Consider the following 23,900-nt stretch of genomic DNA (forward strand, 5'->3'; position numbering starts at 1 on the left):
TCTTGTTGCCGTATGTTTACGGTAACGACGATTTGCCGGAATTAGGGTGGTACCGCGAGAACGCTCTCGTCCCTTTTGGGATGAGGGCTTTTTTTGTTTTCTCGACCAAATAACAAATGAGGTGGTTTAGATGGGGATTACCAAGTCGGGTATCGGGACATCGTGCAAGCCAAGTTTAAGCTGAATGGAAGAATTCATCGCACGCCGCTTGTCCATTCGCAGACGTTCAGCCGGATGGCCGGCTGCGAGCTTTATTTGAAGCAGGAAAATATGCAGAAGACGGGTGCGTTTAAAGTGAGGGGCGCGATCAACAAAATCGCCAATCTGAGCGAAGCCGAGCTGGCGTGCGGCGTCGTTACGGCGTCGGCGGGCAATCACGCCCAGGGAGTGGCGCTTGCCGCCGCTCAGGTCGGCATTCCGTCAACCGTCGTAATGCCGGTAAGCGCCCCCGAAGCGAAGGTGCTCGCCACGCAAGGCTACGGCTCCAAAGTGATCCTGCACGGGATGAACTACGATGAGTCGTACGAGCGCGCCAACCAGATTGCTGTGACGGAGGGGGCGACACTCGTCCATGCATTCGACGATCGTTACGTCATTGCAGGTCAAGGCACGGTCGGGATGGAAATTCTGGATGATCTGCCCGATGTGGATGCGATACTGGTGCCGGTCGGCGGCGGCGGTCTGATCTCAGGAATCGCGCTGGCTGTCAAATCGGTCCGGCCCGAAGTCCGGGTGATCGGGGTTCAGCCGGTCGCGGCCAGCTCGGGATACGATTCGTGGCGCAGCGGCTCGGTTTGCCGGGTGGAGCGTCCGGCGTCGGCGGCGGACGGCTTGCTCGTAAAGCGTCCGGGTGAATTGCCTTTGCAGCTGATGCTGCGGTATGTCGACGATTTCGTACTCGTATCGGAAGAAGAAATCGCCGAAGCAATGAGAATGCTGCTGGAAAGGGCGAAAGTACTGACGGAAGGTGCGGGTGCCGTAGGTTTGGCTGCCGTAATGAACCGGACGCTCGGCTTGCAAAGCAAACGGGTTGCGCTTGTCCTCAGCGGGGGCAATGTGGACTTGATCCGGTGGGCCGGTACGATCGCTCCGGCTGCGATCCATCAGGTGTAGGGAAAGAATGAAGCACAACTTGGAGGCATAAACTCCCGGGATAACGGAATACGTATGAGCATTAACGACGGATGCCGGGCAGCGGAGGAATCGGTGACGGGAGTTCCGAAGCGGGATATTGCTTGCTTACTTACTTCCAGAGGAGGAGTGGAATGTGACAACGCAAGAGCCGTTAGGAGCGAATCTGGTTGATTTGGACGATCCGGCGAAAGCGGCTGAAAAGCGGCTTGTGGTCAATTCGGCAGTCGCCACTTTGTGGAGCGGGCCGAATCGGGCCAGGGAGAAGGATATGCCTTCTCTGCTCTCGGCTGCAGACATGCGCGCTTGGACCGGCAGCATGGATGTGGAGGAGAAGCTGTGGCTCGTGGGGAAGCTGGAGACGCAGGTGCTGTACGGGAAGCCGGTGAAGCCTGTTGCTGTCGATGGCGATTGGGCGCAAGTTATCGTACCTGGTCAGCCGACTTCCCGGAGCGATCAAGGTTATCCCGGTTGGATGCCGTTGCGGCAGTTGGCGGAATGCGGCGGCTCTGCCTCGCTTGCCGCCTGTCCGGAAGCTGTCGTAAGCTCGCCGACTGCATTTTTGTACGATGATACGGAGGGTACCGTTCCGTTTATAGAAGTCAGCTTTAATACCCGGCTCCCGGTCGTCCGCGAGGAAAGGGACATGTATGTCGTTCAGACGCCGGCAAACGGGGAGAAGTCGGTCCGAAAATCGGAAGCCGTTGTCAGAAACGTTTCCGGCAGGCTTTCTACGCCTTCCGGAGAGCAACTGGTATCCGCGGGAAAATCGTTTCTCGGACTGCCTTATTTATGGGCCGGGATGTCCGGCTTCGGATTCGATTGCTCCGGCTTCACGCATACGCTTTACGATTTCTTCGGCATTCTGATCCCGCGAGACGCTTCGGACCAGGCGAAGTCAGGTTTGCGCGTAGACCGGGCGGAGCTGCGGCCGGGCGATTTGCTCTTTTTTGCTTCGAATCGCGGCGAGGGAAAGGTTCATCATGTCGGTATGTATGCGGGCGGCGGCCGGATGCTCCATTCGCCCAGCTCCGATCGTTCGATCGAGATCATTTCGCTTGATACGCCTTCCTACTCGCAGGAATTTGCAGGCGCCCGAAGATATATCCCCGAATAACGGATTGACAGGCCGCCGCTGCTTGCTTCAGGCGATTCGCCGGCGGCTGTCAACGTCTGTCGTCATTCGCCCTATCTCTTAAAGCGAGATCGATGTGGAAAAAGATGGTGGAACGGTTCGTCCGATTTCGCTATAATGAGTGGTAAACCGCATAGAATGGGGGGAATCGATGAACCGTTCGACACCACCGGCCGGCGCTCTGCCGGCAGGAACCGTATACGGGGGGCGCTACAAAATTATACGGCCGCTCGGCGAAGGCGGGATGAGCGCCGTATACTTGGCCGACGATCTGCGGCTTCCCGGCAAGTTATGGGCGGTTAAGCGGACACAGTTGACAGGCATTTCCGGACTGACGGCCGCCCATGAAGCCGCTATTCTCATGAAGCTCGACCATCCTTATTTGCCGCATGTTGTCGATTATTTTCCTCCGGACGAGTTGGGGTTCAGCCATCTGGTCATGGAATATGTCGAGGGAATTACGCTGCAGCAGCAATTCGAACGGAACGGCGGCCATATCCCGGCGGCTTCGCTGATCCGCTACGGCATCCAGCTGTGCGAGCTGCTGCAGTATATGCACGAGCTGGAATCGGGACCGGTTATCTTTCGCGACATTAAACCGTCGAACATTATGATCGACACTGCCGATCACGTACGGCTGATCGATTTCGGCATCGCCCGCAAACACTCGCCGGACCGGCCGGCCGACACGGTGCCGCTCGGCACGATCGGCTTCGCCGCGCCGGAGCTCATCGAGTCCGGCCGGACCGATTACAGATCCGATCTGTACTCCCTTGGAGCGACATTTTACTATTTGCTCAGCGGAGGACGGATGTACCATACGGCCCGCAAGCCTTTAGCGCTTGCAGGCGGCGAGCGGGAACGGCTGCTGACGGAGCTGGTCGACCGGCTGTTGGACGATTCGCCGGTACTGCGGCCGGCGTCGGCTTCCGAAGTGAAATCGCTTCTCCAACGATGCTCCGATCCGGACGCTTACCGGTCGGATGCGATTGACGGCCGCGCAGCCGGCGGCTTGTTTCCGGTAAAAAGAGTGAGAGTCGCTGTCGGCGGGTTGTATTCCGGAGCCGGAGCGACGTTCGTTGCCTTAGCGCTCGCATCCTTGCTTAGCGAGAGAGGAGTCACCAATGCGGTGGTCGAGCATCCCGGAGTTCGTCCTGAGCTTTACGGGCTGCTGGATGGCGAGCGGAACGCGCCGGCTGACTATTTGGGCCATGCGGGGAGAGCTTCGGCTGGCCGCGAACGATGGACGACCGGTTTAACGGAGTGGGTGCCGCTTGCGCCGGCCGGCCATGCGGCGCTGCCTGAGGAAGGCACTATCGTGCAGAGGATCTACAAAATCGACGCCCAGGTCACGCTGATTGATATCGGAGACCGGTGGCTTGACCACGATGTCGTCAAACTGCTGGATGAAGCGGATGCGATCGTCGCGGTTGCGGACCCGAGTCCGTCCCGGTGGACAAGCCCGTCCGCCCGGACCATCGCCGATTCGTTAATGAGGCGGCATGCGGCGGGCCGAAGCGTTCATTTTATGGCGAACAAGGCGGTCCCGTTCGGAGGAGCCAAAGAATGGTTGTCGTCTTTTCCGCTGCGCCCTTCAGCCGTCATTCCGTACGTGCCGTTCGAAGAGATCGTCAAGTCGTCCTGGAAAGGCAAGCTGCCGCAAGAAAACCCGAACGTGATGCCACTCCTGCACAAGGCGTTGTCCGCATGGTTGTCCAAGTCTCTAAAAGTGGACCGGCAGAGCGATAGCGGCAAAGGATGGCTCGGCAAACTATTTTCGGGTTCGCTCTTGCACTAATTGGCAATTATGGTATAATCGGTTACAACAAATCGTTATAAGCGGAAGCACCGCAAACGACGGCTACAACACCGTCGTTTGTGGTGCTTTTTTGTCGTTCAGGAGAGCGTGTTTCCGGACGGTTAAGGGTTGTGCCGGAGAGGAGGAATGGATCATGACCCGCAAGCAGTCGATAGGGCTTGCGGTCGGAGCTGCCGCCGCTGGAATCGCGATGGTGGCGTCCGGACTGTGGACCTGGTTTGGAGTTTGAACGAGGCGAGGGGGGAGATGTATGACGGCCAAGCTGGAGGTCGTGATTGCCGACCGGGATGCGGATTATTTGGGTCTGTTAATGGATTATGTACGGGAATCGGATTGGAGCGAGCTGCTGTCGGTCCGGCAGTTGACCAGGCCGGACATGCTTCGGGAGCACCGGCAGAGCCGGGAGGCCGACATCTATTTGATCCATCCGGATTTCTGCATCGAGGATGGGATGGACGGCCTTGTCATCTTGCTCCAGGAGACACCGGGGGAAGCGGGCGGGGGCCCAGCCGATGCCGGGGAGTTAGCCGGCATTTATAAGTACCGGCCTTTGCACCAGTTGTTCGGGCAGATGCTGGAGCTGTACCGCAGCCGCTCCAATCCGGGAGAGCCGCGTCCTGTATCCGGTGCCGCGTCGGTATTGTCGCTGTATTCGGCTTCGGGGGGATCAGGGAAGACAACGGTAGCGGTTCATCTGCTTCGCTGTCTGGCGGAGAAGGGACAGCGCTGTCTGTACTGGAACATGGAGCTGTTTCCGGGTGCGGCGTTCCCCCAGGAGGCGGATGTCGAGCTTGCAGCCCGTTTCGTATACGGGCTGCGCACGAATGCTGATTGGACGGACGAGGCGCTGCCCAAGCTGCTGGCCCGTGCCGAGCCGTATGGCTTCGATTATTTTCCGGGATTTCGCAAAGTAAAGGAATCGCTAGACCTTACGCGAGACGACGTCGCCAGCCTGATCCTCCGGGTAAGAGCTGCCGGCCGATACGATGTTGTCGTCATCGACCTGGAATCGACGTTGCATGAACGGGTGCTCGGCGCTTTTGCCACAAGCGATGTCGTATTGTGGCTTGTTACGGAGGATAAAGAGTCGGCAGTCAAGACATCGAGGCTGTTGAGCGAAATGAAGGAGGGTCTGGGAGGAGCGAAGGACTATCTCGAGAAATGCCGGTTCGTATTGAACAAACATACCGGCGTTTTGTCCGACACGCTTCACCGGGGAATAACGGGTGTTGAAGGGAAGGCGGTACCTATGACAGCCAGACTGCCGTATGTGTCCAAGTGGAAACAACTGCACGGGGCCGAGAGATCATCGTCCGATCCGCTGTTCGCGGAACGAATCGCGGAGATGGCCGAGCTGATCCGTCCCGTCTCCGGAGGTGATCCTATTGTCCGTACAATCGATAGCCCGCGCGCTTCGCGACCAAATTCGCGACACGATTGATCTGGCCGGCGACCATTCGGACGAGAGCTTCTATCGATCCATCGAGGAGACGGTGTTCCGTTATGCGGGCGAGTCGTATATGACGGCGAACGAACGGCGGGAAGTGGTCAAGGCGATTTTCAATTCGTTCCGGGGCTTGGACGTGCTGCAGCCGCTAATCGACGATCCGGCGATCACAGAAGTGATGATCAACGCATACGACGAGATTTATATTGAGCGGGAGGGCCGCGTCCTGCCGTTTGAAGGGCGATTCGAGTCGGCGGGCAAACTGGAGGATGTGATTCAGTCGATCGTGGCCAAAGTGAACCGGGTCGTGAACGAGTCCTCGCCGATCGTTGACGCCAGACTGCCGGACGGATCGCGGGTTAATGTCGTTTTGCCGCCGATTGCCCTCAAAGGACCGGCCATGACGATCCGTAAATTTCCGTCCAGTCCGTTAATGATGGAGCAATTGATAAGCCGCGGAGCGATTCACGATGAGGCGGCGGCGTTTTTGGCCAAGCTGGTTCGCGGCAAATACAACGTGTTTATCGGCGGCGGCACCGGGTCGGGCAAAACGACTTTTCTGAACGCGCTGTGCGCATATGTGCCCGAGGACGAGCGGATCGTTACGATCGAAGATTCGGCAGAGCTGCAAATTCGCGGCGTGCCGAACTGGGTGCGGCTGGAGACCCGCAATGCGAACACGGAAGGGAAAGGCGCGATTACGATCCGTGATCTGATCCGGGCGTCGCTGCGTATGCGGCCCAACCGGATTATCGTCGGGGAAGTTCGCGGCGCCGAAGCGTTCGACATGCTGATGGCGATGAACACGGGGCATGACGGTAGCTTATCGACCGGCCATGCCAATTCGGTCCGCGACATGCTCAGCAGGCTGGAAACGATGGTGCTTAGCGGCGCGGCGCTGCCGGTCGATGTCGTTCGCAAACAGATCGAATCGGCCCTCGACATTATGGTGCATTTATCCCGATTTCGCGACCGAAGCAGACGGGTAACCGAGATTACCGAGATTGCGGGAATGGAGGACGGGGAGATCCGGCTGAATCCGCTGTACACGTTCGTAGAGGAGGGAGAGGACGAAGCGGGTATGGTGCTTGGCCGGCTGCAGCGTACCGGCAATCCGCTACTCGGGATGCAGAAGCTCGAGCAGGCGGGAATAAGCCTGCTTCCGTAGATCTTAATACCGGGTCTGCGTGAAGAATCAGGAAACCTCATGATGAAAGGAGGTGATTGCGGGTTGTGGATAATGGCGGTTGCTATTGCCGCCGGGCTGGCTGCTTATGCGGCATTCCTTTTATGGGGGCGGTTGGGCTTAAGCCGAAAAAACACGGCACATGAATCAGGCGGGAGAACGGAACACAAATCCGGCAGCGCATCTGTCCCGCCGGACATTGGCGATTATGAGGATTATGCGATGAGCCGGGCGGATCAGTGGATTTCGGGATGCGCCGCCGGAGCGGTATTGTTCGTGCTCGGATTTTTATTTTACAAAAACATCCTGATCTGCCTGGTGATTTCGATGATTGCGGTTCTGTATCCGAAAGTAAGGAAGCGGCAGCTGATCCGGAGACGGAAGGAGGAGCTGCGCCGGCAATTCAAGCATGCGTTGTACTCGCTGTCCTCGGCGCTTTCGGCTGGTAAGTCAGTGGAGAATGCGTTTCGTGAGACGGGAAGCGATCTGGTCTTGTTGTATCCAGACCCTCGTACCGATATGATTCGCGAGTTGAACCGGATTAACCGGAGGACCGAGAACGGAGAACCGATTGAGCGATCGCTGCTCGATCTTGGGCGCCGGAGCGGCATTGAGGACGTGAAGCAGTTCGCGGAATCGTTCGCCGCTTGCAAACGGACGGGAGGCGATCTGGTCGAGGTGATGCGCCGGACGTCGAACCTGATCGGAGAGAAGATGGACATTGAGCAGGACTTGTCGGTACTGATCGCACAGAAACGGTTCGAGGCGAAGGCGCTCGGGTTTATACCATTTGTGATCGTTGCGTTTTTGTCGTTCAGCTCTCCGGATTATATGCAGCCTCTATACGAAGGGGCGGGTCATCTGATCATGACTGCGGCGCTGCTTATTCTTGCGGTGAGCCAGTGGCTGGCCCGGACCATTATGAATATCGGGATGTGAGTTATGGAACGTATGCTCCGCTTGCTGGCTCCTCTGTCGGGCCGAATCGCCGAAAGGTGGAGGCTGACGGAGAAGCTGTCGAAGGGCAATTGGAATCTGGTTCACAAAATGATTGCGCTCCATGGCGAAGATCCGGATATGCGACATGCCAAAACGTTTTCGGCTGATCTAATATCCGCAATAGGGCTGACCGTTGCGTCAGCCGTTTTGCTCGGCCTTCTTACAGGCGGCGATCTGTATGTAACGGGAGCTTGCATCGCTTGCGCCTGTCTGGTTCCGTTCGTGATGTTTCGCCGCCTGGATAACAAGATCCAGCATAAGCGAAGAAAACTGGTTATGGAGCTGCCCGAATTTCTGAACAAGCTGACGCTGCTTGTCAATGCCGGAGATACGGTGCAGGGCGCCATCGTCCGATGCGCCGAAGCTTATTCCTCCTCGGGAACGGGAGGACCTCTGGCCGCAGAGCTGGTGATGCTGGCGAACCGGCTGCGCAACAACGAGTCGTTTCCGATCGCGATGGAGAAGCTGAGCAAGCGTTGCTCCTCCGCTGAAATATCGGTATTTACAACGACCGTACTGATGAATTACCGAAGGGGCGGCGAATTATTCGTCCTGTCTCTGCGGTCCCTGAACCGCGAGCTGTGGGAGAAACGGAAGGCGATGACGCGCATACTCGGGGAGGAGGCGTCAGCGAAGCTTATTTTTCCGATGCTTCTTATATTGCTCGCCGTGATGACGATAGTGGCCGCGCCGGCCATATTGCTTATGGACTAGCCGGACCATTAAAAGGAGGAACAATGTGGTGGATCAAGGGAAACGGTTGATGAAGCAACTATGGGAGGAAGAGGACGGAATCGGGACGCTGGAGCTGCTGCTAATTGTAGCTGTTCTCGTGATCGTTGCGATTGCGTTCCGCAAATGGATTTTATCCTTTATTAAAAAACTGTTCGGGGAGGCCAACAGCGAGTTGAGCAATACGGGAGCCAAAGATTGCTTGAGCGCGCCCGATTCGTGCCAGGCTCCATCTTCTCCATGACCGTTACAGCGAAACGTCTCCGGCCAAGCGGCCGGAGAGGGAATCCCAGTTTGGCGCTTCGGGTAGCGAACCGGTTCATCCGGTCGGATTCGGGCAGCTTTACGCTAGAAACGTCGCTCGTGTATCCGACTGTGATGCTGATTGTTTGCTCGATCGTTTTTTTTAGCCTGTTTTTGTACCAAAAGGTATCGTTGTATCATACGGCGGCTGCAGTTGCCGAACGTTCGGCGTACTCTTGGGACAACAGCGGAAAAGACTGGGAGACGGGAAACGTGGCGCCGCAGCGTAACGACGGTTTATACTGGCGTACCGGTAGCGACGGAATAAGCGGGATGTTCGCATTTGGCGCGAGCGGCGGGGTGCGGAAGATCGAGCTTCCCGCTCGCTCCGCAGACGAAGCAGGAGCCGGCTTGCCGGAACGCAAGCTGTACAAAGCGGCTGAGGAACTGCCGCAGCAACTGAAGGGTACGATCACTTACCGGCATGGAATCGTAGACCGGGAGGTGACGGCCCGCCTAGGTCAAAACGGGATGCTTCCGTTTCTGGCGAGCAAGTGGACCCGATCCTGGATGGAAACCGAAGTAAGCTCGGTCGTAACGGAACCGGTGGAGCTGATCCGCAATGTCGATTTCGTCCGAACGTTCGTAGTCCGGGTTAAGGATATGATATCCAAACCGAAAGCCGAGCAAACGGTTCCCGTCCCGACCGAAAACGTCACGAAGAAGCTGGCGTTCGGGCGTGCCGAAGAAGCGGCCGAATACATCCGCTCGATCACCGGGGGAGTAAAAATAACGGTAAGCCCGCCTTCCGGACGGAGGCAGCTGGACGCTCTCGACGCGGACGGTCTCGTTCACGAGGTGAAGCTCGGGTATACGTCCAAAAGTAAGGACATCGAATCGCAGATCATTAAAGATTTGGAACTAATGCGCAGCGGCTCGCAGGTGAAAGGAGTCGTGTGGCACTTTTTCCGCAAGGAGAAAGACGGGAAGATCGGTCCTTCGAAGCCGCTGAGGCAAGAGCTGGAGAAGCGTGGCATCCTTGTCGTTATCCATCAGTAACGGCAGGCGGTGCACGGAAAGGAGGCTTCGCGCTTGTGTGGAAGTCGAGAGCGGGTACGGTATCTATATCGCTCGTATTGCTGATCGCTCCGTTGTTTGCATTTCATTCGGTATTAATTGACTCGGCAAGGGTGAAAATGGCGGAGCGGCAAACGGAAATAGCGTCCAAGGCGGCGCTGCGGTCCGTACTGTCCGCTTACGACCCGGTATTGCAAACATACGGATTGTATGGCTTAGGTATAAGTCCGGAGCAGAGTTCCGAGCTTTTTGCGCAAGTATTGGGACAAAATTTATCGCCGGGCGGCGGGGGAACGTTCCGGCTGGTCGAAGCGTCCCCGGTATCCGAGACGCTCAAGCCGCTGTATACGCTGGCGAATTCGGCCGTCTTCGAGCGGCAAGTGCTGGAGGAGATGAAGTATCGCGCCCCGGTCGAGTTTACGCTGAATGTAACGGACAAGCTGCTGAACGGCTCGAAAGCGACGTCCATGCTGTCCGGTCTATCGAAGTTTACGGAGCAGGCCGGGAAGATCGAGGAACTGATTGTCGAACGGGAGAAGGAATTGGACGGGGCTTGGGCAAAAGCGCAGGAAATTGCCGAGAAAGCTTCGATCTACCGGAACTACTATGCTGTGAAGCTGGGGAGACTGGATGAGCTGAGCCGTTTGATCGGACTTCGCCAGGCGGAGGAAGTGAGAGGGCAGATCCAGACGATCCGTTCACAGGCCGAAGCGCTGAACCGTACGATTACCGAACGGAAAGCCAGCATGGCCGAGCTGATCCGCGCCGGCGTACAGGCAGCGGAGGTGCTGGCCGCCATGTCGCAATCCATAAGCGAGCTTGAACGCAGCGCAGCGCAATTGTACGCCCAAATCGACGAGCTGGAACGGATTCTTTTGTATATCGCCGAATATACGCTTTTGCTGCCCGCAACGAAAATGGAAGCGAAGCGAGATCAAGCCATTCTGACCGAGCAGACGCAAGCTGTATTCCAGACGCTGGACCGGGCTAAAGCGCTGGACGACCGGATCAGGGAAGAAATGGGCGGATTGCCGGCGGATTCGGGCATAGCTCCGGAGACGTTGCATGCGGCAACGATGCCCGATGCTTATTATATAGCGTACAAGACCAGTCTCGGCGGGATCAGCGCCATGTTTAGCGGATTCGAATCTGCGCTGGACGCAACGACTTTATTTGCCGGAGACACCCGGTTCGATTCGGTGCGGATGGAGATTTTATCGGAATCCAACGAAGCGTACGCGGGCAAAGCGATGCAATTTCTTAACGAGCAACGCGTGGAGGAGGAACGCCGAACAGCCCAAACCGGGCGGATCGCCCAATTAAAACGCCAGGAACAGGAACGTTACGCCCAAATATGGGACCAGGTGCGCAAAATATGGGCGGACTGCGGAGGTGGCACGGAGGAAGCCTACAAAGCATTAACGGACGACTCCGATTCGGCAAACCCGTCCTTTTATCGAAAGTATATGGACTACAACCGGGTTTCTTCATCGGAAACGTCCGGCGTAGAAGAGCTGGGCAGCGCGGAGGAGGCGAAGGAACGAACCAAAGGCACGATCGACAAGCTGTTAGGAGGCTTGGCTAACGCAGCCGGCCAGTTCCGGGACGAGATGTACATCAATGAGTATGCGCTGACGAAATTCAACTATAGGACGTACGGAAAGGAGACGGGCAAAGACGGCGTGTTAAAACCGGATTATGAAAGATCCGGGCGCGCTTCGCACGAGCTGCCTAATCAGGAAGCGGAATATTTGCTCTACGGGCTTAATTCGTGTCTGAAAAATCAATCTGCGGCTTATACGGAGATGTTCACGCTGCGACTGGCTGTCCGAACGGCGGAGGCGCTCATGTCGCCGGAAGCGAAAATCGTCGCCGCCGGTTCTCCGTTGCTAACGATCCTCTGGGCGATTGCCGAAGGCGGGGTTATGGCGTATAACGACATGACGAAACTCGTAAACGGGGAGGAAGTCCCGGTGTCGGACAAACTTCCGGATACCGTAACGATGAATTACAAAGATTATTTGCGCTTGTTTCTGCTCCTGCATACCAAAAGAGAACCGATGACCGCCCGGATGCAAAGCTTAATCGAGTTAAATACCGGGACGGATCTAAGGGAGACGCCGGTCTATATGCAAGCGAGGACGGAAACGAAGGTGCGGCTCTGGTTTATGCCGTATTCCATGTCTTTGTTCGGCTATCCGGTTGAAGGCAGGCAGGCGGCTATCACGAAAACCGCTGCTTTATCGTATTGAAGCGTCACTGTCCGCCAGGATGTAAAGTAAGGCTGCTGAATCCAAAGGGGGGAACCTATGTATAAGGCGGATCGCCGGAGGGGCGGCTTGAAGCTGATAACGGACGAGCATGGCGGCGTGACGCTTGAGGCGACGTTGGCGATGCCGTTTTTTCTCGCGTTCGTGCTTGCGCTTATATGCATGATCAAACTTACTGTAGCCGATATGGCGCTGCAGAACGCAGCCACGGAAACCGTCAAGCAGATGGCCGCCAGTGCCTATCCGGTTCAGCTGCTTGCGGATGAAGCGCTCCGGTTGTACGGACAGAGCCAGGCGGGCGGATTCGTCGAGCAATGGCTGGGCAATATCCGCTCCGCGCGGGATAAGCTGACGCTAGGGGAGCAATGGGTCGAAGATTACAAAGCGTTTATCCCGGATCTGTTCGTCGATTGGGTCGATTGGGAACGCCAAAAGCGGGAGCAGCTCGAGAAGCTGGGAACGGACGAATACGACCGTTACGTGGAAACTCATATCGATCCGGCGGTTCGCGCCGCCTTCAAGCTGGCCGTTCTGCGTTATGCGGACCGGAATGTGCTGAAGGAAGACAAGCTGACTGTCTCCAAAGCTGTCGTTCCCAGTTTCACGGACCCGGACCGCCGGTTCGTAGGGATCGAAGCGGAGTACGAAGTGAGATTGCCGATCCCATTTGTAAATAAAACCGTGAAGCTTCGAAAAAAAGCGTACGAGCGTATATGGACGGGAGCGTAAACGGGACGATGCAGTGAATAAACAGAGCGCTGTACGTTCACTTTCCAGGGTGTTGATTGTGCAGGATGGAGTTGCATTCGGGAATGGGGGAAATAAAGGATGGTGGTCGTTGCGGGACTGGCCGCTTTAATTCTGGTGTCGTTTTACCATGATGTCAAGCAAAGTAAAATTCCTAACCGGTATACGGTAGCCGGAATTGCGGCCGGTGTAGGGTATAACGCAGCAACCGGCGGCTGGGACGGATTAGCCGGATCGCTGCTTGGTTTTGCCGCAGGTTTCGGCATCATGCTGGCGCTGTATCTATTCGGCGCGGTCGGTGCCGGAGACGTCAAGCTGTTTGGCGCCATCGGTGCTATGGCGGGCGGCGAATTCGTCATAAACGGCGCGCTGAACTCGATACTGTTCGCGGCGGTGATCGGGCTCGTGCTTATCGCTGTACGCAAGCAGTTTGTGCCGCGGCTTCGGAGTACGGGAGCGCTGCTGTTCAATTTGCTGCTGTTTCGCGATATGAAGGGGATTGTCAGTTACAAGAAGTCGGCGGCCACATTTCCGTTTATGTATGCCGTGCTGCCGGCGATGATATTCACTGCTACTTATTGCAACCCGTCGTTATAAAGAGGAGATTGTGATGGAACGAACATGGTACGGCTTCAATTTTGATTTCGTCCGGCACAGAGGAATCTGTCTCGTCTTATCGGGCGTGCAGCCGATCCGCTATGACGATCTGGAACGAATCGGGCGGCGTATGCTGGAGTCCAACGATATCCCCGGGCTGCTTCCGCTGGAGATTGAAGAAATCGATCTGCAGATCCGGTTTCGTTACGATATTACCGGTTTTAAAATGTTGTCCCAGTGGATGAAGTCGGAGAAGCTGACGCTTCAGACTTATTACAGGCTGCTGCTCCAGTGCGCGAAAATCATCGATGACAGCAAGATTTATATGCTGCGCGAAGAGGGTTATTGGCTTCATGAGGATTTCCTGTTCGTCTGCCCGGAATCGCCCGATGAGCTGAAAATCGTCTATGTGCCGGTAGCCGCAGCTGATGCGGGGCTCCCAGGTGCCAAGCCGCCGGTACGGGAACAATTTAAGGAACTGGCGCTGCGACTGTCGGGATGTATCGACAGGATTGAAGGGAGCGAGTTTTCCGCGCTGATGTCCGTGCTGCGCCATGAACGGTTCGAATTTCATGAGCTCAAAAAACAGCTCAGCTCGTATCTCGATCCGGTGCAGACGGCTCCGGGCGCCAAACCGCAACTTTCCCCCCTCGATCCCGAGCCTGGTCTCACTGCAACACCCGCTCATACGGATCGGAGAGCAGCCGCCATGGGAGGGGGTCCGCCGAATGCCGGAAGATCGGAAGCGAGAGCGAGTGGTCCGCCGAATGCCGGAAGATCCGACGGGTTATCGGAACCCGACGCGGAACCGCTGAACATTCCGTCCTGGATAGGAGTCAGAGCCGATTCCGCGGCTACCGATCGCGGCGGATCATCTCATCCCTTTCCAATATGGAGCGGATTAGAGGGGATCGAAGAGGAGATGGCGAAGTCCGATCCCGCGATCCGGTCTGCAGAGGCAGCGGTGGAAGGCAGGCCGCTGGCCCCGCGTCAAAGGCTGTTGGCGGGAGCCGGTGCGGGAGCGGTGCTGCTGCTCTTATGGAGCTTTTATCCGGCGGAAGCTCCGGAAGGAGCGCTCATCGTATGGGCAGGGTTAACCGTATTGCTGCTAGATGCGGTATTCGTGTTTGTTTTGCTGCGCCCGGGCTGGCCCGGAAAAGGCAAGCTTCATGCGATCGCCCAGTCGTATCAAGCGATGGAGGAGCGGGAGATGACCGGATTAACCGGATATATGCCTCCAAGGAAAAAAGAGGAGCGTTTGCCGCCGCGCAGCAGCACTTCCGCTGTTCCAGCGTCAGCTGGCTCCTCTTCCGGACATCCGAATCCGGAGCAAAATGAACCTTTTTCCGGCTTATACGGGCGGCAGGAAGCAGCCGCAGCCGCCGAACCTACTACGCTGCTTCGCGCTCCGGATGCGACTGTATTGCTTCGTCCGGAAGGGAACGGACTTCATGTGGAGGTCGAGCCGGACCAGTCGCAATATGACGAATTGGAGGTGCACAAAGCCGGTCTTATTACGCCAAAGACCTGGGTTCCAAAAACGGTACGTTATGGAACAACGAGCCGATGGTTCCTTACAAATGGTATCCGCTGGCGGAAGGGGATTCTTTGCAAATCGTACACACCCGATTCGTATTTGTCGGCAAGTCTGTGGGAACATAAAGATGAAGAAGATCAGAAGGAAAGCGGCGAACGGTTAAAGGCAGGGGAGCGCGGTTGCGCTGTTTGACGGCGGCTGGTCGGACGACGGATTCCATATGGCCGCAGGAAGCCATTGATGCACCATGCCAACGTATATGTACGTATGCAGGTTCCAAGTTCCTTTTCCCGCAGAACCCATCGGCGACGAAGCCTTAGTCCGGTGTTAGGCCGTACTAAGGCTGTCATCGCGCCGATATGGAATTTCGTTGTCGCTAAAGCTTGTCGTGCCCTCTGTTCGGCTGGCCTTGATTCGGCGTTTCCGGAACGCCCTCCTCTTCCATGACCCGGCTTGACGCGTAAGCCTGCTTATCCTCAACGGCTTGAATCGCAATTTTAGCTTCCGCGTATTGTTGCAGTTTTGCAATTTGTTGGCCTTTGTTCAACAGGATCGCCTCCGTTTCATCCATAAGGTTCCCCGTTCGGTGACGGATCATGCAATTTCGTAGTGATGGGCCGAATTTCCGTATGAACTTCTTTTCTGTTCCGTTATCCGCCCTGTAAAGTTTTACTCAGCAGGAAAGCATAGGATTCGGCGCCCTCCCGCTTTAGATGAACGCCGTCGTCCGCGAAGTACGTTTGTTTGTTTTTGCTGGCGGAATACCAGTCCATGATTTCGGTATTGGCATATTCGTTGGCGACTTCCTCCAGGGTGGAGTTGACCGTATCTTGCCACTTTCTAGGTACGCGCGTATTGATCAACACGATTTTCCGGGCATCCTGAAGCGAAGACAGCAGCTCGCGCAGCTGTTTGCTGGAGAAAGCGCCATTCGTTCCGAGCTCAATGACAATCCGATCTCCCAGCTTTCCTTCCGCCTTCAACTGGTCGACGACATCCAAGGCCTGATACATCTGTCTGCCGACTTTGCCGTCAATCATGATGCCGGGAAGGAGCTTCTCTAGATGCGGCGCAGCGTCTAGCAGGACGGAATCGCCGATTGCGGTAATTCCGGCATTAGTCGCGGGCTTCGAGCTTTCCTCACTTTTGGGTTGCGGTTCCATTGGTATCGGAGCCTCAGGTATGACGACGGCCGGTATCCCGGGATCTGTAACAGGTAAGGTTGTACCTTCTTGTCCGTTTGAACTAGTATCGATTATTGCGGGCGATGGATCAGCAGGTCTGTCGGCGTTCAGGCTGCTATAACCGGAGATAAGGAACAGCATGAGGGCTAGCGCCGATACGGCGCGTTTATTCCGGTACTGGAAAGGCGACCAGCCTTGTATTTTTTCCCGGAAAGGCGACCGGAAACCGCGGCGGATCGGTTCCTCGATGCAGGTCCAGGATAATGCGGCCAGCAGCAAGCTCAGCGCTATCTGAACCAACGCCCGGCCTGCATGGACATCATCTGCGATGCCTGACGGATTCATAAGGATTATAACCGGAAAGTGCCATAAATAAAGGCTGTAGGAACGTACGCCGATCCAGCGGAGCGGCCTGCATCCCATCGCCTTGGCGACCCGGCTGGCGGGATGAGCGAGCACAGCCGTAACAACCGCCGTTAAAACTGAAAAAAGCGCCAATCCTCCGTTATACAACAAGGAATCGTACTCATTGGTTTTCCAGATCAGCCAGACGATCGCAAGCAAGCCGGCTCCGCCTAGTATGTCAAAAACCAAACGGGATTTATCCGAAATGGCTGCGGATAAGCTTCTGCTCGGCCAGGCAACCGCGAGCGCTGCGCCAATCAACAAAGCGAACGCCCGGGTATCCGTCCCGTAGTAGACCCGGCTCGGATCGCTTCCAGGCACGTAGATCATAGCCATAGCTACCGTCGAAGCGGCCGCTCCCAGCAAAATGAACATCATCAGCTTGCCGCGCTGTTTCGTAAAACGCAGTAAAACCGTCAACAAAATCGGCCAAATCAAGTAAAATTGCTCTTCAATCGCGATTGACCAAAGATGCCCGAGCGGCGACGGAGGACCGAAGCTTTCAAAGTAAGAGACTTGGTGAAAGATCAGCCACCAATTGTTGAAATACAAGGAGACGGAAACGAAGTCTCCCTGGAGCGAGGCCAGACGTTCGGGGTCAAACAGCAGCAGCCAAGCCCCGACGACCGCCAGCATAACAAACATTGCCGGCATCAGCCTGCGGATACGCCGCATCCAAAAGCCGGCGAAATCGATTCGTTTCGCGGTTTGCCATTGTGCGACTAATTGATCGGTAATCAAATAACCGGACAACGTGAAAAAAACGGCTACGCCCAGCAATCCCCCGGGAGCCCAGGATACATTCATATGGTAGGCAATAACGGCCAGGACGGATATGGCCCGCAGTCCGTCAAGACCGGGCATGTAGCGGCTTTTGCCTTCTCCTTGTTCTTTGATCATCGTATGTATCCTCCTGCTGCTCAGCTGCATCTCACACCGTGTAATAACATGACAAGAGAAAAGACGGGGCAGACTGGGGAAAGGTTTGATGAAAAAATGAAAAAACGGCCTCCACGATAAAGAAAATTTTTGTGACTTTTCCCGCATCAAATTGGACGACAAAAAGCAGGCCTCCCGATGTTGAAGAAGCCTGCTAATAGAATGCATCATCTTACGATACGATGCATGCTGTTATGTTGGTTGTTGCCGGCAAAGGGGACTCCACGATTCGACTCGTACAGGACGAGGCCAATCATCCGATTTGCCGGTATCCTGTGTGTTGGAATACGATCCTTATCCAGGACCCGCTTCGTCCGATATGCCGGATTACCGGTATTCTCGCGGAATTCGTCTCGCAACGCCTGTCCGGATCGCCGCTTCAACCACTTTGTCGCGAATCAGCTTGGCGACCTTTTGGTTGAACACGCTCGGAATAATGTACAGCTTGTTCCGCTCCTCATCCGAGATGACAGAGGCGATCGCTTCGGCGGCGGCCAGCTTCATCTCTTCGTTGATCGTCTGGGCCCGGCAATCCAGGGCGCCCCGGAACATCCCGGGGAAGCAGAGGACGTTATTGATCTGGTTCGGGTAATCGGAACGCCCGGTCGCTACAACGGCGGCGATATCTTCGATTTCCTCGGGATTAATTTCGGGGTTCGGGTTAGCCATCGCGAACACGATCGGATTTGCGGCCATGCTCCGGACGTCTTCGCGTTTCAATAAACCGGCGGCGGATACGCCGATAAATACATCGGCTCCGGCGAGCACGCTGCTCAAGCTGCCGGTTACACGGTTCGGATTCGTATGCTCCGCATACCAGTTCCACATCGGATTGCCGTACGTATGGCCAGCTGCCAAAGCGCCTTCCCGGTCGACCCCGATCAATTCCTTGACGCCTGCGGCGAGCAATATTTTACTGCAGGCGATTCCTGCCGCGCCTATACCGCACACGACAACTTTAACCGAATCGATCGATTTCCCGACCAGCTTCAGAGCGCTGATCAGGCTGGCGTACAACACGACGGCGGTTCCGTGCTGATCGTCGTGAAAGACCGGGATATCGAGCGCCTGCTTCAATCGCTCTTCGATCTCGAAGCACCGCGGAGACGAGATGTCTTCCAGATTAATGCCGCCGAACGCCGGAGCGATGGCAATAATGGTCCGGATCATCTCTTCCGTATCCTGCGTATCCAGACAGATCGGGAACGCATCGACGTCGGCAAGCTGTTTAAACAGCATCGCTTTGCCTTCCATTACCGGCATGGCGGCGTGCGGACCGATATTGCCGAGCCCGAGGACGGCGCTTCCGTCGGAGATGACCGCTACCGTGTTCCGTTTGATCGTCAGCGTGTAGGCTTTGCGGGGCTCCTCATGAATCGCCATGCAGACGCGGGCTACATCGGGCGTGTATACGCGGGACAAATCGTCGCGATTTTGGATCGGCGTTTTCAGCTTGGTCTCGATTTTGCCTCCGAGATGGAGCAGGAAGGTCCGGTCCGATACGTTAACCAGCTTTACACCGCCAAGCTGTTTCACTTTATCGACGATTTTGGACGTGTACAACGTATCTGCCACATTAACGGTCAAGTCCCGGATCGACAGCTCCTGCTTCGTCTGAATGACGTCGATCGCGACCAAATCTCCACCTTCATCGGTTATCGCGGTGACAATATCGCTGAAACGAATCCGGTTCGTATCGATTTCCAGTCGAAGGATGATGCTTTTGCCGGTAATCAGCTGTTTATTTCCTTCGTAGCTCATGAACTGCTACTCCCTCCAATCCTTAGAAGCTGTATCTGGTTTCGCTCCTTCCTACAGGATTTCACCAAATCGCAGGTAGTAACCAAAACCAGCCGCATTTCATTTCTGTTCGGTTTGAAAGCATGCCAAAAACGCACATCATCCCTATGCGCTCTATGAATCCCCATCGTTCGTAGAAGAGCATGCTGCCTCTGTTTGTAAGAGAACGATCCGCTTTTGGGGCGATTGTGTCCCTGCTTCGCAGCTTTCCCCTCCCAAGTTCATTTTTCCGGCTTCGAACGCGGCAAGGAAGCGACGAAATGCTTTGAAGCTGAGGCAAATTATGCTATAGTAAGAAGTTGACGGCCAGAATAGTATGGAAGGGAAGGTTGTTGTTTTTATGATCAGCACTAGTAACGTAACTCTCCGTTACGGAAAACGCGCCTTATTCGAAGACGTTAACATAAAGTTCACCCCCGGTAATTGCTACGGATTGATCGGGGCGAACGGCGCAGGCAAATCGACATTTCTTAAAATCTTGTCCGGTGAAATCGAGCCTAACAGCGGTGAAGTGTTCATAACGCCGGGCGAGAGACTCGCTGTACTGAAGCAGAACCATTTCGAATTTGACGAAATTCAAGTTTTGAAAACGGTTATTATGGGTCATCGCGAGCTGTTCGCCATTATGGAAGAGAAGGACTCCCTGTATGCCAAGCCGGACTTCTCCGAAGAGGACGGCATGCGGGCCGCCGAGCTTGAAGGCGAGTTCCAGGAACTGAACGGCTGGGAAGCCGAAGCCGATGCCGCTTCGCTTCTGCTCGGTCTTGGAATCGGTACGGATCTGCATGAGAAGCAAATGAAAGAGCTCGACGGCAATGAGAAAGTACGCGTGCTGCTGGCGCAAGCGTTGTTCGGCAATCCGCAAAACTTGCTGCTCGACGAGCCTACGAACCATTTGGACATCGAGTCGATCAATTGGCTTGTTAATTTCCTGGGTCGCTTTGAGGGCACCGTTATCGTGGTATCCCATGACCGGCACTTCCTGAACGAAGTGTGTACGCATATCGCCGATATCGACTTTGGCAAAATTCAGCTTTACGTCGGCAACTATGATTTCTGGTACGAATCGAGCCAGCTGGCGCTTAAGCTGATCAGAGATGCGAACAAAAAGACAGATGAGAAGCGCAAGGAGCTGGAGACGTTTATCGCCCGGTTTAGCGCCAACGCCTCCAAGTCCAAGCAGGCGACCTCCCGGAAGAAGCAGCTCGAGAAGCTTACGCTGGAAGATATCAGGCCGTCGAACCGCAAATATCCGTTTATCAACTTTAAGCCGGAGCGGGAAGCGGGCAAAAACATTTTGTCGGTTGATCGCCTGAGCAAAACGGTCGATGGCGAGAAGCTGCTTGACAATATCAGCTTCGTTGTCAACAAAGGCGACAAGATTGCTTTGATCGGCCCGAATGGGGCGGCCAAGACGGTATTGTTCCAAATCCTTGCCGGTGAAGTGGAAGCGGATCAAGGCGAATTCGCATGGGGCGTTACGACCACTCAAGCGTATTTTCCAAAAGATAACGCGCCATACTTCGAAGGGGTGGAATTAAATCTCGTCGAATGGCTGCGCCAATATTCCAAAGATCCGGATGAAACGTTCATTCGCGGCTTCCTGGGACGCATGCTGTTCTCGGGCGAAGAATCGCAGAAGAAAGCGTCCGTTCTCTCCGGGGGAGAAAAAGTGCGCTGCATGCTGTCCAAAGCGATGCTGAGCGGCGCCAACGTGCTGATGCTCGACGAGCCTACGAACCACTTGGACTTGGAGTCCATCACGGCGCTTAACAACGGTCTGATCGATTTCGACGGAAGCATGCTGTTCGTCTCCCACGACTGGCAGTTCATCCAGACGATCGCGAACCGGATTATCGAGATTACTCCAAAAGGGCTCATCGACCGGCAAATGACGTACGAAGAATATTTGAACAACGAGGATATCAAAAGGCTGCGCGAATCTTTATATGCCTGACATACAGGACGGGGGACGGCATCACGCCGGTCTCCCGTCTTTCATGTCCAGCCGGAAATTTATGCGGAGCAAAAGGGTTGTACCTGCGCCGTGTCGTATTATATCCGTTACAAGGAACCGCGCCGGCCGCGTCCGCCGCACATCAACCGTCAGGAGGGAGCGCATGTTTGATCCGACGATATACGAAAATTTAAAGGTTGTCATCGAAGGGGCGGTGTACGATCTCGATTTGGAAGGGCAAATCGTCGTTACGCATCGTTCCGACCTGATCGATCTCGCGGTGATGTCAAGATGTTATATCATCCGCTACCGATTGAAGGACAGCAGGAGTACGGCCGAGATTCGCTTGTCCGCAGGACTCGTCGACCTGGCCGGAGAGAAGATGGAATGGAAAAACGCCTTGCCCGGCTGCAAGCTGGACGTCGTCTTCTCGCTTCCTTTGCGCAACCCGGAGAGCGCATGCCGCAACATTCAAGACATTTTGCAGCAGCTGTGGGAAACGAATCCGACCATCGTCCAGACGTTATCCTACCGGTACGGGGACGACGGTTCCCGCTGCCTGAACGAGATCGGCGTTCATTTCGACCGGAAAATCGGGGAAGGACAAATTGAAGACATTCCCGACCTGCTGGAGCACACCCTGCGAACGCTGCGGCAGCTGGAACCTTACAACCTGGAGGAATAACGGATGATCGAGCGGTCGGAATCGGAGCTGAGAGGACGGCTAAACGCTGGAGAGGCGTTCGCCGTTTTTTTATATACGCCTTTATGCGGCACATGCAAGGTAGGGAGCCGGATGCTCGACGTGGTCGGGACGATGCGGCCGGATTACCCGATCGAGCAAGCGAACGTGAATACGATACCGCAGCTGATTCAAGAATGGCGGGTGGAAAGCGTACCTTGCCTGATCCATCTGGATAACGGCGCAGTCGTACGCAAGCTGTATGCGTTTGAGTCTGTCGAGAACGTATATCGTTTCTTGCAGCCGTTATTCCCGGAGCCCCAATAAGAGAGGATGAAAAGCGATGAACGAATCCGTTGAACGTTATGTAACTGTAGAGCACCGGTCGGGCGCATATATTGCCAAGCAGTTGGAATCGTCGCCGCCCCGCGTGCTGGTCGAGATCATAGCCGTGCTGCAGCATCCGCTGCAAGGCGATCTGCATAACCGGTATAAAGCCGACGTTACTTTGTTCCACGAACGGAAGGCGGCGGCCCAGCGGGAGAAAGTGTGGGTTCCGGCCGCGTCGGTGCAGCCGTATGAAGGCGACGTTCCGTCTTACGACGAATCGCTCCGCAGCGCGTGGGAAGAGTTGATGGCTTCCATGCATAGCGTCGCGGACGGTTCGTACGACCGTGCCCGCTATCCGGCTCGTCCGGAGCTGCAGGCTTGGGCGGTCAAGTCGATTGAGCAGCTGCGGTCGCTGGAGAAAGACTATTGGGGCTCGAGCTCGTCTTAACGGGCGGCCGGCAAGCGGGGAGGAACGGCATTGACCTGGGATGTGCTAAGCTTGATGGGGATCGTTGCCTTTGCCGCGAGCGGGGCGATTATCGCGATGGAGGAGGAATACGACATCTTCGGGGTTGCCGTGCTCGGGATGGCGGCTGCATTTGGCGGCGGGGTCGTCCGCAACCTGTTTATCGGGATACCGATTACCTCCTTATGGTCGCAGGGGCTGTTACTGAACACGGCGCTTGCGACGATTTTCCTGCTGTATTTGTTCCCGGCTGTGTGGATTCGCAGATGGCAGCCGATCGCCACGTTTTTCGATGCGGTCGGGCTGGCCGCTTTTTCCATACAAGGCGCATTATTCGCAGCACGAATGGAGCTGCCCGTAGGCGTAGTCATCTTCGCATCGGTAGTGACCGGAATCGGGGGAGGCGTGATCCGCGACGTGCTTGCGGGCAGAAAACCGCTTGTGTTCCGGGATGAGATCTATGCGTTATGGGCGATGCTAGCGGGAATCTCGCTCGGATTCGGGTGGATGGACGGGCAGATCCGTACAGCTGTATTATTTGCGGTTATATTGACGATGCGGATGTTATCGGTATATTACGGCTGGAAGCTGCCCCGCAGGAAGCTGGATTTTCATCAATCGGCCGATCAACGGAGACTTGCAGCCGGAGGAAAGGAGGAGGAGCGGGCTTTATGAGCGAATCATGGAACGGGCGGAAACAGATCCCCCAGGACGAGCTGCAGGATAGGCTGCAGACGATCAAGGAGCTCGGCGGAGGCGCCGAGGGGACGGAGTTATACGAGATCGTGAAAGATACGGCGACGGGCGAGCATTATTTGCACTATGCCTACCTGCATCTTACGGTCGCGGACGGGACGAAGGAGTCGTTCCATCAGCTGCTTCCGCTGGAGAGCGACGACGTGCTTGGCCTGATGTTCGGAGAACAGCCGCATGCGTACCCGGATCATTGGCGGCGGTCTTTTCTCCGCAACGGCCCGGACGGAACGTATGTCTGGTTCGATCCTTCCGAGACGATCGAAGGTGCTGGAGCGGATGCGGAACAGCTGGCGGACGATGCGGCGAACATTTTCGGAGCCTGGAAACGGGAAGGGGCGCGCGACCCGGAATCGGTGAAGCGTATGCTGGACGAGATCAACCGGAAGCTGAGCAAACTCGATGATTAAGCGGACATACAAAACGGACCTCGGGAGGTCCGTTTTGTGTTTGTAAGAGTAAGC

General features: G+C 55.8%; 22 protein-coding genes and 1 other annotated feature (1 of these 23 only partly in view). Of the genes, 19 read left to right on the forward strand and 3 right to left on the reverse strand.

The genetic code is table 11. The annotated features are described in order from the left end of the window. Positions 1-77: a binding site (T-box leader), on the forward strand; it begins 194 nt to the left of the window's first position. 85 nt (positions 78-162) lie between these two features. The 13 genes from ilvA to PV433_RS34175 all read left to right on the forward strand — a co-directional run bounded on the left by ilvA (position 163) and on the right by PV433_RS34175 (position 15,112). Next, complete coding sequence (ilvA, locus tag PV433_RS19190) at positions 163-1,113, forward strand: threonine ammonia-lyase (protein ID WP_332073673.1); 951 nt, start codon at positions 163-165, stop codon at positions 1,111-1,113. 154 nt (positions 1,114-1,267) lie between these two features. After that, positions 1,268-2,248, forward strand: coding sequence for a C40 family peptidase (locus PV433_RS19195; RefSeq protein ID WP_332073674.1), 981 nt, complete (start codon positions 1,268-1,270; stop codon positions 2,246-2,248). A gap of 169 nt (positions 2,249-2,417) precedes the next feature. Further along, positions 2,418-4,064, forward strand: coding sequence for a serine/threonine protein kinase (locus PV433_RS19200; RefSeq protein ID WP_332073675.1), 1,647 nt, complete (start codon positions 2,418-2,420; stop codon positions 4,062-4,064). Between the two features lie 271 nt (positions 4,065-4,335). Next, positions 4,336-5,526 carry a nucleotide-binding protein gene (locus PV433_RS19205; RefSeq protein WP_332073676.1) on the forward strand — a complete coding sequence of 397 codons (1,191 nt, stop codon included), beginning with the start codon at positions 4,336-4,338 and terminating at the stop codon, positions 5,524-5,526. Further along, positions 5,471-6,700, forward strand: coding sequence for a CpaF family protein (locus tag PV433_RS19210; RefSeq protein WP_332073677.1), 1,230 nt, complete (start codon positions 5,471-5,473; stop codon positions 6,698-6,700). Before PV433_RS19205 ends, PV433_RS19210 begins: the two co-directional genes overlap by 56 nt. A gap of 72 nt (positions 6,701-6,772) precedes the next feature. After that, on the forward strand, positions 6,773-7,657 hold the full coding sequence (locus tag PV433_RS19215; RefSeq protein ID WP_332074010.1) for a type II secretion system F family protein: 885 nt from the start codon (positions 6,773-6,775) through the stop codon (positions 7,655-7,657). Positions 7,658-7,660: 3 nt separating this feature from the next. After that, on the forward strand, positions 7,661-8,431 hold the full coding sequence (locus tag PV433_RS19220; RefSeq protein WP_332073678.1) for a type II secretion system F family protein: 771 nt from the start codon (positions 7,661-7,663) through the stop codon (positions 8,429-8,431). Between the two features lie 28 nt (positions 8,432-8,459). Then, the gene (locus tag PV433_RS19225; protein WP_317891278.1) at positions 8,460-8,693 is read left to right on the forward strand and encodes a Flp1 family type IVb pilin; all 234 of its coding nucleotides are present in this window, start codon (positions 8,460-8,462) and stop codon (positions 8,691-8,693) included. A 50-nt stretch (positions 8,694-8,743) separates the two neighbouring features. Further along, the gene (locus tag PV433_RS19230; protein WP_332073679.1) at positions 8,744-9,751 is read left to right on the forward strand and encodes a TadE/TadG family type IV pilus assembly protein; all 1,008 of its coding nucleotides are present in this window, start codon (positions 8,744-8,746) and stop codon (positions 9,749-9,751) included. A 35-nt stretch (positions 9,752-9,786) separates the two neighbouring features. Then, entirely contained in the window at positions 9,787-12,021 is a 2,235-nt protein-coding gene (locus PV433_RS19235) for a hypothetical protein (RefSeq protein WP_332073680.1), read from the forward strand. A gap of 57 nt (positions 12,022-12,078) precedes the next feature. Beyond that, positions 12,079-12,768: a TadE/TadG family type IV pilus assembly protein gene (locus PV433_RS19240; RefSeq protein ID WP_332073681.1), complete on the forward strand. Its 690-nt coding sequence runs from the start codon at positions 12,079-12,081 to the stop codon at positions 12,766-12,768. Positions 12,769-12,867: 99 nt separating this feature from the next. Then, positions 12,868-13,383, forward strand: coding sequence for an A24 family peptidase (locus PV433_RS19245; protein ID WP_332073682.1), 516 nt, complete (start codon positions 12,868-12,870; stop codon positions 13,381-13,383). Between the two features lie 13 nt (positions 13,384-13,396). Continuing rightward, positions 13,397-15,112: a DUF6382 domain-containing protein gene (locus PV433_RS34175; protein WP_442951550.1), complete on the forward strand. Its 1,716-nt coding sequence runs from the start codon at positions 13,397-13,399 to the stop codon at positions 15,110-15,112. Between the two features lie 184 nt (positions 15,113-15,296). Here the strand turns inward: PV433_RS34175 and PV433_RS19260 are convergent, their stop codons facing one another. From PV433_RS19260 to PV433_RS19270, 3 genes are all read right to left on the reverse strand, one after another. Further along, positions 15,297-15,491: a hypothetical protein gene (locus PV433_RS19260; RefSeq protein WP_332073683.1), complete on the reverse strand. Its 195-nt coding sequence runs from the start codon at positions 15,489-15,491 to the stop codon at positions 15,297-15,299. Between the two features lie 79 nt (positions 15,492-15,570). Then, positions 15,571-17,409: an acyltransferase family protein gene (locus PV433_RS19265; RefSeq protein WP_332073684.1), complete on the reverse strand. Its 1,839-nt coding sequence runs from the start codon at positions 17,407-17,409 to the stop codon at positions 15,571-15,573. A 366-nt stretch (positions 17,410-17,775) separates the two neighbouring features. After that, positions 17,776-19,209: an NAD-dependent malic enzyme gene (locus PV433_RS19270; protein WP_332073685.1), complete on the reverse strand. Its 1,434-nt coding sequence runs from the start codon at positions 19,207-19,209 to the stop codon at positions 17,776-17,778. 379 nt (positions 19,210-19,588) lie between these two features. On the opposite strand from PV433_RS19270, the gene PV433_RS19275 reads away from it, so the two are divergent. The 6 genes from PV433_RS19275 (at position 19,589) to PV433_RS19300 (ending at position 23,846) form a co-directional block, all read left to right on the forward strand. Further along, positions 19,589-21,205, forward strand: coding sequence for an ABC-F family ATP-binding cassette domain-containing protein (locus tag PV433_RS19275; protein ID WP_332073686.1), 1,617 nt, complete (start codon positions 19,589-19,591; stop codon positions 21,203-21,205). 163 nt (positions 21,206-21,368) lie between these two features. Continuing rightward, the gene (locus PV433_RS19280; RefSeq protein WP_190930771.1) at positions 21,369-21,890 is read left to right on the forward strand and encodes a hypothetical protein; all 522 of its coding nucleotides are present in this window, start codon (positions 21,369-21,371) and stop codon (positions 21,888-21,890) included. 3 nt (positions 21,891-21,893) lie between these two features. Then, entirely contained in the window at positions 21,894-22,214 is a 321-nt protein-coding gene (locus tag PV433_RS19285; protein WP_332073687.1) for a thioredoxin family protein, read from the forward strand. Between the two features lie 16 nt (positions 22,215-22,230). Continuing rightward, the gene (gene kapB, locus PV433_RS19290; RefSeq protein WP_332073688.1) at positions 22,231-22,665 is read left to right on the forward strand and encodes a sporulation phosphorelay system protein KapB; all 435 of its coding nucleotides are present in this window, start codon (positions 22,231-22,233) and stop codon (positions 22,663-22,665) included. A gap of 30 nt (positions 22,666-22,695) precedes the next feature. Then, entirely contained in the window at positions 22,696-23,358 is a 663-nt protein-coding gene (locus PV433_RS19295; RefSeq protein WP_332073689.1) for a trimeric intracellular cation channel family protein, read from the forward strand. After that, positions 23,355-23,846 carry a hypothetical protein gene (locus PV433_RS19300; protein ID WP_332073690.1) on the forward strand — a complete coding sequence of 164 codons (492 nt, stop codon included), beginning with the start codon at positions 23,355-23,357 and terminating at the stop codon, positions 23,844-23,846. Before PV433_RS19295 ends, PV433_RS19300 begins: the two co-directional genes overlap by 4 nt. The last annotated feature ends 54 nt before the right edge of the window (positions 23,847-23,900 follow it).

This window comes from Paenibacillus sp. GYB004 (assembly GCF_036577605.1).
Classification (GTDB): Bacteria; Bacillota; Bacilli; order Paenibacillales; family NBRC-103111; genus Paenibacillus_AB; species Paenibacillus_AB oceani.

Bases quoted from the DNA above. Each gene is read 5' to 3' on its own strand.
- PV433_RS19215 (WP_332074010.1), top strand. From the start codon at position 6,773: ATGGCGGTTGCTATTGCCGCCGGGCTGGCTGCTTATGCGGCATTCCTT.
- kapB (WP_332073688.1), top strand. From the start codon at position 22,231: ATGAACGAATCCGTTGAACGTTATGTAACTGTAGAGCACCGGTCGGGC.
- PV433_RS19245 (WP_332073682.1), top strand. From the start codon at position 12,868: ATGGTGGTCGTTGCGGGACTGGCCGCTTTAATTCTGGTGTCGTTTTAC.
- PV433_RS34175 (WP_442951550.1), top strand. From the start codon at position 13,397: ATGGAACGAACATGGTACGGCTTCAATTTTGATTTCGTCCGGCACAGA.
- PV433_RS19265 (WP_332073684.1), bottom strand. From the start codon at position 17,409: ATGATCAAAGAACAAGGAGAAGGCAAAAGCCGCTACATGCCCGGTCTT.
- PV433_RS19260 (WP_332073683.1), bottom strand. From the start codon at position 15,491: ATGGATGAAACGGAGGCGATCCTGTTGAACAAAGGCCAACAAATTGCA.
- PV433_RS19275 (WP_332073686.1), top strand. From the start codon at position 19,589: ATGATCAGCACTAGTAACGTAACTCTCCGTTACGGAAAACGCGCCTTA.
- PV433_RS19270 (WP_332073685.1), bottom strand. From the start codon at position 19,209: ATGAGCTACGAAGGAAATAAACAGCTGATTACCGGCAAAAGCATCATC.
- PV433_RS19280 (WP_190930771.1), top strand. From the start codon at position 21,369: ATGTTTGATCCGACGATATACGAAAATTTAAAGGTTGTCATCGAAGGG.
- PV433_RS19220 (WP_332073678.1), top strand. From the start codon at position 7,661: ATGGAACGTATGCTCCGCTTGCTGGCTCCTCTGTCGGGCCGAATCGCC.
- PV433_RS19200 (WP_332073675.1), top strand. From the start codon at position 2,418: ATGAACCGTTCGACACCACCGGCCGGCGCTCTGCCGGCAGGAACCGTA.
- PV433_RS19285 (WP_332073687.1), top strand. From the start codon at position 21,894: ATGATCGAGCGGTCGGAATCGGAGCTGAGAGGACGGCTAAACGCTGGA.
- PV433_RS19300 (WP_332073690.1), top strand. From the start codon at position 23,355: ATGAGCGAATCATGGAACGGGCGGAAACAGATCCCCCAGGACGAGCTG.
- PV433_RS19240 (WP_332073681.1), top strand. From the start codon at position 12,079: ATGTATAAGGCGGATCGCCGGAGGGGCGGCTTGAAGCTGATAACGGAC.
- PV433_RS19205 (WP_332073676.1), top strand. From the start codon at position 4,336: ATGACGGCCAAGCTGGAGGTCGTGATTGCCGACCGGGATGCGGATTAT.